General features: G+C 52.6%; 11 protein-coding genes. 9 read left to right on the top strand and 2 right to left on the bottom strand.

The annotated features are described in order from the left end of the window. Positions 1-65 precede the first annotated feature (65 nt). The 7 genes from C7W93_RS23505 (at position 66) to C7W93_RS23475 (ending at position 7,240) form a co-directional block, all read left to right on the top strand. Positions 66-926 carry a branched-chain amino acid ABC transporter permease gene (locus C7W93_RS23505; protein ID WP_108442768.1) on the top strand — a complete coding sequence of 287 codons (861 nt, stop codon included), beginning with the start codon at positions 66-68 and terminating at the stop codon, positions 924-926. A gap of 11 nt (positions 927-937) precedes the next feature. Then, positions 938-1,939 (top strand): branched-chain amino acid ABC transporter permease, encoded by a 1,002-nt coding sequence (locus tag C7W93_RS23500; protein WP_108442767.1) that lies wholly within the window; start codon positions 938-940, stop codon positions 1,937-1,939. Next, positions 1,939-2,706, top strand: a complete 768-nt coding sequence (locus C7W93_RS23495) for an ABC transporter ATP-binding protein (protein WP_108442766.1) — start codon at positions 1,939-1,941, stop codon at positions 2,704-2,706. The genes C7W93_RS23500 and C7W93_RS23495 overlap by 1 nt, the downstream gene beginning before the upstream one ends. After that, a complete protein-coding gene (locus tag C7W93_RS23490) occupies positions 2,703-3,407 on the top strand; it encodes an ABC transporter ATP-binding protein (protein ID WP_108442765.1) in 705 nt (234 codons plus the stop codon). Before C7W93_RS23495 ends, C7W93_RS23490 begins: the two co-directional genes overlap by 4 nt. Before the next feature lie 69 nt (positions 3,408-3,476). Continuing rightward, entirely contained in the window at positions 3,477-4,739 is a 1,263-nt protein-coding gene (locus C7W93_RS23485; RefSeq protein ID WP_108442764.1) for a Zn-dependent hydrolase, read from the top strand. A 48-nt stretch (positions 4,740-4,787) separates the two neighbouring features. Next, positions 4,788-6,287: a M81 family metallopeptidase gene (locus tag C7W93_RS23480; protein WP_108442763.1), complete on the top strand. Its 1,500-nt coding sequence runs from the start codon at positions 4,788-4,790 to the stop codon at positions 6,285-6,287. 56 nt (positions 6,288-6,343) lie between these two features. Further along, positions 6,344-7,240, top strand: coding sequence for a DMT family transporter (locus C7W93_RS23475; protein WP_108442762.1), 897 nt, complete (start codon positions 6,344-6,346; stop codon positions 7,238-7,240). 120 nt (positions 7,241-7,360) lie between these two features. Here the strand turns inward: C7W93_RS23475 and C7W93_RS23470 are convergent, their stop codons facing one another. After that, positions 7,361-8,308 carry an NAD-dependent epimerase/dehydratase family protein gene (locus C7W93_RS23470; protein ID WP_201747351.1) on the bottom strand — a complete coding sequence of 316 codons (948 nt, stop codon included), beginning with the start codon at positions 8,306-8,308 and terminating at the stop codon, positions 7,361-7,363. A gap of 13 nt (positions 8,309-8,321) precedes the next feature. Further along, positions 8,322-9,530 carry a glycine C-acetyltransferase gene (gene kbl / locus C7W93_RS23465; RefSeq protein ID WP_108442761.1) on the bottom strand — a complete coding sequence of 403 codons (1,209 nt, stop codon included), beginning with the start codon at positions 9,528-9,530 and terminating at the stop codon, positions 8,322-8,324. A 260-nt stretch (positions 9,531-9,790) separates the two neighbouring features. Here kbl and recA point away from each other — a divergent pair, with 260 nt between their 5' ends. Beyond that, positions 9,791-10,909, top strand: a complete 1,119-nt coding sequence (gene recA, locus C7W93_RS23460; protein ID WP_108442760.1) for a recombinase RecA — start codon at positions 9,791-9,793, stop codon at positions 10,907-10,909. A 473-nt stretch (positions 10,910-11,382) separates the two neighbouring features. Further along, positions 11,383-11,874, top strand: coding sequence for a recombination regulator RecX (recX, locus tag C7W93_RS23455; protein ID WP_108442759.1), 492 nt, complete (start codon positions 11,383-11,385; stop codon positions 11,872-11,874). Positions 11,875-11,979: the final 105 nt, after the last annotated feature.

The raw sequence follows: 11,979 nt of genomic DNA, 5'->3' as shown, positions 1-11,979 counted from the left end.
ACAGCGGCGATGGCAATGACATGGCGCGTCGCTGCTGTCTGTCAAATCACAAGTATTGAGGTGTCATGAATATATATCTGTTGCAGGTCGCAAACGGCATCGGTATCGGCATGTTGTATTTCCTGCTTGCAGTAGGATTGAGCATCGTGTTTGGCTTACTGCGTTTCGTCAATTTTTCGCACGGCGCATTTTATCTTCTTGGCGCTTATTTCAGTTTTCAACTGGGCCAAATGGGACTGAGTTTCTGGTGGTCGTTGCTGGTCGCGCCGTTGGTCATCGGCCTGTTTGCCTGGATCGTAGAAAAATTTGTATTGCGCCATATCTATGCGCTGCCGCATCACTTTCATATTTTGTTTACGGTCGGTCTGGCACTCGTTGTGCAAGAGGCGGTGATTTCCTATTGGGGGCCGCTGGGCAACAATATTTCGCCGCCCGATATATTGCAGGGCGTGGTGATGTTCGGTGATTTCATTTTCCCAAAATATCGTCTCTTCGTCATCGCCGTTACCGCCGTCATGGCGTTGTTGTTGTGGTGGGTGCTTGAAGGAACACGGCTGGGCGCCATCGTGCGCGCTGGTAGTGAATCGACGGAAATGGTCTCGTTGCTGGGACTCAATATAGACCGCATTTTTAGTCTGGTTTTTGCGCTCGGCGCAATCACAGCGGGGCTGGCAGGTGCATTGGCCGCACCGATACGCGGGGTCGATCCCTTCATGGGCGTCGAAGCATTGGGTATCGCCTTTGTGGTGGTGGTCATCGGCGGACTGGGCAGTTTTTTTGGCGCGCTTGCTGGCGGAATCTTGGTGGGAATTGTGCAAAGTCTGATGAGCACGATCTGGTCCGAGGGCGCCCATCTGATGATTTACGTCGCGATGGCTGCTGTGATGCTGCTGCGTCCTAACGGCCTGTTCGGCCGTTCCAGCTGAGGAGATTAGGAATGAAAAACTTCGTTCATTATCGCTTCACGCTGCTGGTCATTGCGACCGTTCTGATCTTGCCGCTGATCGTCAGTTCTGGCACGCTGGCGACGGAAGTATTGATTTTTGCGCTGGCGGCGTTGGGTTGTAATTTGCTGCTGGGTTATACCGGCCTGATGTCATTTGGGCAGGGTATTTTTCTGGGTTTGGGCAGTTATGCAACCGGTCTGTCGCTGCTGCATTTGCATGTGTCGTTGCTGCCATCGCTGCTGATCGCGATGCTGGTCGGGGCAATCGTGGCATTGGCGGTCGGCTGGTTTTCGATTCGTCAGCGCGGGACTTATTTTGTGATGCTGACGTTGGCATTTGCGCAAATGTTTTACTTCCTGGCTTATACGTTAAAGGATATTACCGGCGGCGATAATGGCCTGTTAAATATCCCGCGCCCCAACTTGTCGCTGCTCGGTATGACCTTATTGCCGACTACAACGCCATGGCAGTATTACAGTTTTGTGGCTGTGGTGTTTGTGCTGATGTTCTGGCTGTTACAGCGCGTGGTTGATTCGGTATTGGGGCAAACCTTGCTGGCAATACGCGAGAATGAAACCCGGGCCGCCGCGGTCGGTTACAACATCACGTTATTCAAACTTGCGGCCTTTGTGCTGTCCGGCGCTGTGACCGGTCTGGCCGGTGGTCTGCACGCGATGATGACGGGCATTGCGCCGTTATCGAATATCGAATATCACGCCAGCGAATCGATACTAATCATGACCGTCATCGGCGGCACCGGCAATCTGTTTGCATCGGTGCTGGGAGCAGCATTTTATGTGCTGATCGGTAACTGGTTATCCAGCTTATGGCCGCGCTGGTTGATGTTGCTGGGTTTCCTGTTAATCGCGGTCAGTCTGTATATGCACAAAGGTTTATACGGTCTTGCGCAGTCGATATTGCAACGCCTGAAGCGACCGCGTGCCGATGCTGTCGAAGCTGTAAATAGCGTTGCTAGCAAGGAGACGCACTGATGACGACCCCGATCTTACAAGCGGTCAATGTGACTAAACGCTATGGCAAGTTCACAGCGGTGAATAGCATTACGCTGGATATTATGCCCGGCATCGTGCATTCGGTGATTGGACCAAATGGCGCGGGCAAGACAACGTTATTTCATACGCTGACTGGCACAACGCCGATTACCAGCGGTAGCATTTTGATTGAAGGTGAAGAGATTGCGCATTTGCCCGGTTATAAGCGGGTACGTAAAGGGTTGGCGCGTTCGTTTCAGGTGACTAGTTTGTTTCCCAATCTGACTGTGCGAGAAAATCTGCGGCTGGCCGCGCAAGGTCGCCGGCCTGCGCAGGCTTTTAATCCTTGGCGGCGCGCAGAAACGTTGACGGCGGCGTGCGAGATGGCGGATGCATTGCTGACGCAACTGAATTTGCAGATGGTCGCAGAACGGCTGTCTGCAGAACTGTCGCACGGACAGCAACGCCGGCTGGAAGTTGGCATGGCGATGGCTGGACAACCGAAGATTATCTTTTTGGATGAGCCGACATCGGGCATGGGGATTGACGACATCGCAGAAATGAAACGTCTGATTCATGGTTTGCGGGATAACTATACGGTGCTGCTGATTGAACACAACATGGATATCGTGATGGATATTTCGGATCAAATTACTGTGATGCAGCAAGGACAGATATTGGCGCAAGGCAAGCCGGACGCCATTCGCAGCGATGAACGAGTGCGTCGCGCCTATCTTGGCAGCATGATTACAGGAGGCCGTGCATGATACTGAAAGTCGATGAAATCCACAGTTATTACGGCAAGAGCCACATCCTGCAAGGGATCTCGATCAATGTTGCTGAAGGCGAAGTGGTGACATTGTTGGGCCGCAATGGCGCTGGTAAAACGACTACGCTCAAAAGCATTGTCGGGGTGGTGAGGCCGCAACAAGGCACGGTGATGTTTCAGGGTAACAATGTGGCTGGCTTGCCAGCTTATCAAATTGCTGCCCGAGGCGTTTGTCTGGTGCCGGAGCATCGGGGTATTTTTAAATTACTGACGGTGGAAGAAAATCTGACGATGGCGGCGCGCCGCGATTCTGCGTGGGGGCTGATGGATGTCTATAAAATCTTCCCGCGCTTACAAGAGCGGCGCAAGAATGGCGGCGGTCAGTTGTCTGGCGGCGAACAACAAATGCTGGCGATTGGACGCGCATTGATGACGCATCCGAAAGTCATGATGCTGGATGAGCCGGTGGAAGGTCTTGCGCCGGTGATTGTCGACGAAATCGTCGCGCAATTGAAGCTGATCAAGGCGACCGGGATGTCGATTATTCTGGTGGAGCAGAATCTGGAAGTCTGTACGCAACTGGCAGACCGCCATTACATCATTGAACAAGGGCGCGTGGTGTACACAGCGAGTAACGCCGATTTTCTGGCCGACGATGGTGCGAAAGATCGTTATCTCGGCGTAAATCTGATTGCATAACGCATCGTAAAAATAGTGTGAAAGATCGGCTGTCGTCGCCGATCCGCGTGGACAAATTACGGAATCAACATGGATATGAAAACAGTTTCAACGATAGATGCTTTGCGAGTAGACGGTGACCGACTGTGGCGGTCCCTGATGGATCTGGGCGCGATTGGCGCGACGCAAAAAGGTGGCGTATGCCGATTGGCGCTGACCGATCTCGACAAGCAAGGCCGCGATCTGGTCAGCGCTTGGGCAATACAACAAGGCATGACCGTTACCGTCGATCAGATCGGTAATATTTTCATGCGACGTGCCGGACGCAACAACGATTTGCCGCCGGTAATGACCGGTTCGCATATCGACACGCAACCGACCGGCGGCAAGTTCGATGGCAATTACGGCGTGCTGTCCGGCCTGGAAGTTATCCGTACGCTGAACCAGCACAACATTCAAACCGAAGCGCCTATCGAAGTCGCGGTCTGGACCAACGAAGAGGGTTCGCGCTTTGTGCCAGTGATGATGGGATCTGGCGTTTTCTGCGGCGCGTTCACGCTGGAACATGCCTACGCCGCGAAGGATACTGAAGGCAAGACCGTCAAGGATGAGCTTGCACGCATCGGCTATATCGGCGATCAGATCAGCGGCGACCATCCTATCGGCGCGTATTACGAAGCGCATATCGAACAAGGGCCTGTGTTGGAAAACGCCGACACTGTGATCGGCGTGGTGCCAGCGGTGCTGGGGCTGGCCTGGTATGACTGCGTCGTCACCGGTTTCGAATCCCATGCCGGACCGACGCCGATGGCGATCCGACGCGATGCGTTGCAGGTGGCAACTTACATCATGCAGGAAGTAGTGGCCATTGCGCTGCGTTATCCACCGTATGGCCGTGGCACAGTTGGCTCGGTACAGGTGATGCCGAACAGCCGTAACGTGATTCCCGGACAAGTGACATTTTCGATCGATTTGCGCAATGTCAGCGACGCGACGCTTGACAGCATGAACGCTGAGCTGGACGCCTATATAGACAAGCTGCGCGCCGATACCGGATTGGGCATAACCTTGCAGCGCGTTTCCTATTTCCCGCCTTGTGCTTTCCATCCGGATTGCGTCTCGCAAGTACGCAACGCTGCCAACATGCTGGGCTACGCGACGATGGATGTGGTCTCGGGCGCAGGTCACGATGCGATTTACACGGCGCGCGTGGCACCGTCAGGCATGATCTTCGTGCCGTGCAAGGACGGCGTTAGTCACAATGAAATCGAAGACGCTAAACCGGAACATCTGGAAGCCGGAGCCAACGTTTTGTTGCATGCGATGCTGGCTAGTGCGGTCGTGGTTTCTTGATTTTCTGATGATGTAGTTTGATGCAGTAAATAGTAGAGGAACAAGAAAATGGCATTGAAAATCGTTATCGCTCGTCTGAATCATGAAACAAATACGTTTTCGCCGATTGCGACGCCACTAGAAGCGTTTGCGCCGCAATTTGATGCGGCAGCCTATCTGGATCAAAAAGGGGCGCGTACTGCTATGGGCGCATTTCTTGATGTTGCAGAAGCGTTGGGCGCAACCATCGTGACGCCGTTGGCAGCAATGGCCAGCCCCAGCGCTGCCGTTGACGCAGATGCTTATACATTGATGAACGACGCCATCCTGCGGGCGGTGAGCGCCGGTTGCGATGCGATCATGCTGGATTTGCACGGTGCAATGGTGGCCGAAAATGCGGAAGACGGGGAAGGCACACTGTTGGAAAAAATACGCCAGATTGCGCCGAATACGCCGCTGTGCGTAGCCCTTGATCTGCATGCAAACGTGACGCAAAAGATGATCGATAACGCTGACATCATGGTCAGTTTCAAGACTTATCCGCATATCGATATGTACGAGACTGGCGAGCATGCTGGCCGTTTGTTGGTAGCGATGCTTGAGCAAAAAAGTCGTCCGGTCGTCGGCTGGCGTCAGTTGCCGCTGCTGTCGGCGACGTTGACTAGTAATACCTCGATTAGCGCGATGCAGCGGGCAGTGCAGGCCGCGATTGCTGCGGAGTCTGAACCCGGTGTATTGGCGGTGTCGATCCTTGCGGGTTTCCCGTTATCGGACTTTCATGATGCCGGTATGTCGGTGGTGGTGGTCGCTGACAATGATCCGGCCCTTGCAAATAAGGTTGCAGAAAATATCGCCCGCACGATGTGGACTGAGCGCGCGGGGTTTGTCTATGACAGCAAGCCTTTGCGTGAATCGTTAAGCCGCGCCAAAGCGATGGCCGCAGACGCTGCCACAGGGGCCGGACCGGTGCTATTGCTAGACCATAGCGACAATGTGATGTCGGGCGGTACTTGCAATACGATGGATGTGCTGGAGGCGGCCATCGAGCAGGGACTGGAAGATATCGGCGTTGGCCCGATCAGCGATCCACAGGCAGTTGCTGAACTGATCGCAGCAGGTATCGGCGGCGTTGCCACTATTACACTCGGCAATAAGGTTGCGTTGGTTCGTCAGGGCATCACCAAAACGCCGCTGACGTTGACCGGCAAGGTTGTGGCTATAACCGATGGCCGGTTTAGCGTGACGGGGCCGATCTATACCGGCTCTACGGTGCAGATGGGTAAAAGCGTGTTGTTTGATATCGGCGTAGCACAGATCGTGGTGACAGAGGAGCGGGTGGAGCCTTACGATCTTGGCGTCTTTACCAGCATGGGTCTGGACCCGGCGCAAAAAACTTTTCTGATTCTGAAATCGCGTATGTACTGTCGCCCGGTATTCGGACCAATCAGCAAGGGATTGGAAGAGTGCGATTCGGATACGGGCGGTCCGACTAGTTCAAATTTCGGCTTGTTTCCGATCAAAAATGTACGCCGTCCTATTTATCCATTGGATGCTGATACGCAATGGTAGTGGAGGTCAGTGAGCCCCAGCGCAACAGATTCGGAGAATACATTAAAGCGAAACTAATGCTGGTGTTGCTGGGAATAGTATGGGGCTTGAACTGGCCAGCGGTGAAGGTCTCGCTGAGCGGTATTTCGCCATGGACCTTGCGCGCAATCGGGTTAGGCGCAGCAGCATGCACGCTATTTTTACTGGCAATTGTGCAACGGCGCACGCTCCGAATTTCGCTGGTGCGTGACCGTTGGCACGTCTTCTTTGCGGGACTGTTGAATATCGCGTTGTTCAATATTTTGCTGACTTTTGCACAGCTGGGCGCTGCCACTTCTCGCGTGGCTATCATCACTTATTCGATGCCGTTATGGGCAACGCTGCTGGCGCGCATTGTTCTGGGCGAGCGCCTGAACGTTATGCGCTGGATTGGGCTGGCTTTGGGTGCGGCCGGACTAATTATTCTGATCTATCCATTAATCGGAAATGGTTTGCCGCATGGCATTTTGCTGGCACTAGCGGCTGCACTGACGTGGGCGGTGGGTACTGTGCATATGAAATGGGCCAGGATAGCGGCTGAGCCTTTGGCGATTGCAGCCTGGCAATTACTGGTCGGCGCGCTGGTTGCATTGACCGGATTATTAGCGTTTGAAGGGATGCCGCATCTGGCGCATTTATCCTCAAAAGTACTGTTTGCTTTGACGTATCACATTTTCTTTGGGATGACGCTGGGTTACGTACTCTGGTTTGAAATTATTGCACGTCTGCCAGCAGGGGCGGCGGCGTTGGGTACTTTGCTGGTGCCGGTAGTGGGCGTGTCTAGCGCGGTGTTGCTGCTCGGTGAACATCCCAGCGTTGCCGACGTAATGGGATTTACGATAGTCTTTTGCGCGGCGATTTGTGTGTTGCTTCCTGCGGGCGCTTATTCCGTCACAAAATGGCGGACACTTATTTGTAGCCGTCCCGCTGAATAGTTGCACTCATCTTTAGCAGCGGACGTAAAAAGGGCGGCGCATAAAGTTCGCGCCGCCCTTTTGTAACGACCTTTCAGAGAGCCGGACTGCCATAAATTCAAGTCGGATCAGGCCTTCTTTTTACGCCGCCCGAACATTCTCCAGCATGTCTTTTACCAATTGCGCCAGACCGACGTCTGCACGCCAGCCCCAATCGGCGCGGGCGTGAGTATCGTCAAGGCTTTGCGGCCAGCTGTCGGCGATTTCCTGCCGGTCGTCTGGCTGATAACGCATCTCAAAGTCAGGCAATAGCTGTTTGATGGCTTGCGCCAACTGGGCTGGGCTAAAGCTGAGTCCGCTTACGTTGTACGCTGACCTTGTGCGTATTTGTGCCGCAGGTGCCGCCATCAATTCGATCGTGGCGCGGATCGCATCGGGCATATAAATCATCGGCAACGTCGTTTCCGGTCCGAGAAAACAGGTGTAAGGCTCGGCCTGCTTTGCTGCATGAAAAATAGCAATCGCATAGTCGGTCGTACCGCCGCCCGGCGGGGATTTATAGCTGATGATGCCGGGATAACGGATGCTGCGAACATCAATCCCGTACTTGCTGAAATAGTAGTCGCACAGCCGTTCGCCGGCCTGTTTGCTGATGCCGTAGATGGTAGTGGGATCCATTACCGCCAGCTGCGGCGTATCAACGGCGGGTGTGTGTGGCCCGAATGCCGCGATGGACGATGGCCAGAACAGCCGCAAAGGTTTGCCAGCCAGACCACGCTCTCGGGCTAACTCCAAAATATTTAACAAGCCGTTGATATTCAGGGTCCAGGCTTTTAGTGGCGCTTGCTCGCCTGTGACGGACAACAATGCCGCTAATTGATAGACCTGCGTCACGTCATAACTATCGACTACCTTTGCCAGCCGAGCGCTGTCGAGTACATCCACATGCACGTAATTCGCCGCGCCATACAAACTGGCGGGGGCGATATCGGCGGCGATAACGTTCTCGACGCCATGTTTTACTGTGAGCGCGTCCACCAGTTCGCTACCAATTTGACCGTTGGCGCCGATCACCAGAATTTTTTCCATTTTCATCACCATCTTAATTCTTCAACAGGCCAAGTTCTTGCCCGACTTGCCCAAATGCGGCGAGTGCCTGATCTAGTTGCGCGATGCTGTGTGCAGCCGACATTTGCACCCTTACGCGTGCTTGTCCCATCGGTACGACAGGATAAAAAAAACCGGTCACCAGAACGCCTAATGCATACAGGCGTTGCGCGAATTGTTGCGCTATCGGGGCATCGAACAGCATGACCGGCACGATAGGATGGGTGCCGGGTTTGATGGTGAAACCTAATTGCGTGATTTCACGACGGAAATGGGTGGTGTTAGCGTGCAAACGGTCGCGTAATTCCGTGGAGGATGAAAGCAGCTTCAAAACCGCCAGCGACGTACCTGCTATCGCGGGGGCGAGTGAATTGGAGAACAAATAAGGACGTGATTTTTGTCGTAGCGTTTCTATGACTTCTCGCCGTGCAGCAGTAAAACCGCCCATCGCGCCGCCGAGTGCTTTGCCGAGTGTGCCGGTGATGATATCGACGCGGCCCATGACGTGATGATGCTCGTGCGTGCCGCGCCCGGTCTGGCCCATGAAGCCTGAGGCGTGGCATTCGTCGATCATGACTAATGCGCCGTATTTGTCTGCCAGATCGCAGATTTTGTCGAGTTGCGCGATCGTGCCATCCATTGAAAACACGCCATCGGTGACGATGACTTTATGCCGTTTGTCGGCGGCGGCCTGCAATTGCACTTCCAGATCGGCCATATCGTTATGCGTATAACGGAAACGCGCTGCTTTACACAGGCGGATGCCATCAATGATGGAGGCGTGATTCAGGGTATCGGAAATAATCGCGTCTTGTTCGTCAAATAGCGGCTCGAACAGACCGCCGTTGGCATCGAATGCGGCGGCGTATAGAATCGTGTCTTCCATGCCGAGAAAGGCGGACAGCGCTTGCTCCAGCTCTTTATGGACGGTCTGGGTGCCGCAAATAAAGCGCACAGACGATAAGCCATAGCCGTATTGCTCGGTCGCCTCAATCGATGCCTGAACTAATTTTTCATCGCCGGACAAGCCTAAATAATTGTTCGCGCACAGATTGATCAGGGTTCTGCCATCGTCGCAAACGACTTCCGCTCCCTGGCGCGAACTAATCACGCGTTCTGGTTTATACAGACCTTGCTCACGCAAAGCATTCAGATTGCTCTCCAGACCGGTGTAGAAGCTTGCTTTCGTATTTGTCGATGTCATTCCAGTTCCTTGTGATGGTCGATGCTTATCCTATTTTAAGATGAGCGCGATGGTAAGTGCTTGCGTATTATGTCAGAGGCTGGAATTTCACCAACTTCGCCCACAGGTTTAGAATGCGGTCTTGCAGAACAATTTTGCAGGCTGCATTTCAACCCGAATTTGCAACACACACTAACTTTAATCTCACAACGCTTGCATAAAGCACTGTTTTTTTATACAGTACTGTCTATTCACTTCCTCCTTTTGCCGAAAGAACATCCATGGACGATAAAAAATCCGCCGCGAATCCCGATAAAAGCAAGGCTCTTGCCGCAGCACTGGCACAAATCGAAAAGCAATTCGGCAAAGGTTCAATCATGCGCATGGAAGACGGCGCCGTGGTTGAAGAAGTACAAGTCGTGTCGACTGGTTCGTTGGGTCTGGACATTGCGCTGGGTGTGGGCGGTTTGCCACGCGGTCGTGTCGTAGAAATCTACGGTCCTGAATCATCTGGAAAAACGACGCTGACGCTGCAAACCATTGCCGAAATGCAAAAATTGGGTGGTACTTGCGCATTTATCGATGCGGAACACGCGCTGGACGTTGGCTATGCACAAAAATTGGGTATTAATCTGGCCGATCTGCTGATTTCACAACCTGATACAGGTGAGCAGGCACTGGAAATTACTGACGCGCTGGTGCGTTCAGGCGGTGTTGACCTGATCGTCATCGACTCCGTAGCTGCTTTAACGCCACGGGCCGAAATTGAAGGTGACATGGGCGATTCACTGCCGGGTCTGCAAGCACGGTTGATGTCGCAAGCATTGCGTAAATTGACCGGCAGTATCAATCGTACTAATACGCTGGTGATTTTTATTAACCAGATTCGTATGAAGATTGGCGTTATGTTCGGCAATCCTGAAACAACTACCGGTGGTAATGCGTTGAAATTCTACGCTTCGGTACGTCTGGATATTCGCCGTACCGGCTCTATTAAGTCCGGCGACGAAGTGATTGGCAACGAAACACGTGTGAAGGTCGTTAAGAATAAAATTGCTCCGCCGTTCAAAGAAGCGCATTTCGATATTCTTTACGGCTCGGGTACTTCCCGTGAAGGCGAAATTCTGGACCTTGGTTCGGACGCAAAAATCGTCGAAAAATCGGGTGCGTGGTATAGCTACAACGGTGAGCGTATTGGCCAAGGTAAAGACAATGCCCGTAACTATCTGAAAGAACGCCCGGAACTGGCGCGTGAGATAGAAAACAAAGTGCGTGCATCATTAGGCGTGCCATTGCTGGAAGGCGCTGTTACCGGAGAAACCGATAAGGCGGCCGAGAAAGCCGCCAAAGCAGCTGAAAAAGCAGCCGCCAAGGAAGCAGCAGCTGCAAAAGTAGAATAATTAAGTTGTACCAAGTCGGGCGGAAAGGATCATACCTTCCGCCCGATTTTTATTTGGTGACGCAAATAGGCGCAGTAAGTAAGTCCATTAACTAGTTTATTAATTTATTTACTGAGTCATTTATTACGTTATTTGACGAAGCGCAGTAACATTGTTAAGCCGGGATCATACAAAAAACGTAGCGGTTTAGTGCATCGTTAAAAATCTGGTTTTTAGTTGTTGGCTTCTGCTTGTTAGTTAGTTAGTTAGTTAGTTAGTTAGTTAGTTAGTTAGTTAGTTGCTGATTCATGGTTGTCTTTGGTGGCATTACGCAGCCCATCAGTGCATCTTCTTCAGTACAGCGCCGGTATCGCTAGACGGCGAACGCATAAACTTTGCGATACTCCTATCAATAGATGGATCAGGTGCCTGCGATTTACGCAAATTCGCCATCTTTTCAATGTTCATCATCTTCATTTTCATCATACTCAGCCATGGCAAAACCAACTATCAGTCTTAAAGCCAGAGCGCTCCGCTATTTATCGATGCGAGAACATAGTCGCATGGAGTTAATGCGGAAGTTGTCGCGCTATGTGCAAGAGGGTGACGATATCGTGGCGGTGCTCGATTGGCTTGAGGCATCAAAGTTTTTATCGCAAGAGCGTTTTTCTGAGTCGTTAGTCCATCGTCGCGCCAGTCGCTTCGGCAATAGCCGGATTCTGATGGAGTTGCAAAGTCACGGTATTGGCGGCGATGCCATCAGCACGATCAAGACGCAGCTTGCCGATGGCGAGGTCGGCCGTGCCCGTGAAGTCTGGCGTAAGAAGTTTGATCATCAGCCAATTGATGCCAACGAGCGCGTCAAGCAGATGCGTTTTTTGCTACAACGCGGATTTTCTCATCGAGCAGTGCAAGCGGCAATTAAAGGGGCTCGTGAAGAGGAGTGTGATGTGGATCAGGATGACACTGGGGAAAGTTTTAGTTGAATGTCGTGGCTAATAAGGTCATATCTAAGGCCATATCTCCACTAAGCTGCCAAATTTACAGCATTTCTTCATGGAAATAAAACCAAAAGCGCGCACCGTGATGTC

Source organism: Glaciimonas sp. PCH181 (genome assembly GCF_003056055.1).
In the GTDB taxonomy this organism is placed as follows: Bacteria; Pseudomonadota; Gammaproteobacteria; order Burkholderiales; family Burkholderiaceae_D; genus Glaciimonas.
This window is presented reverse-complemented; position numbering and strand designations above follow the sequence as displayed.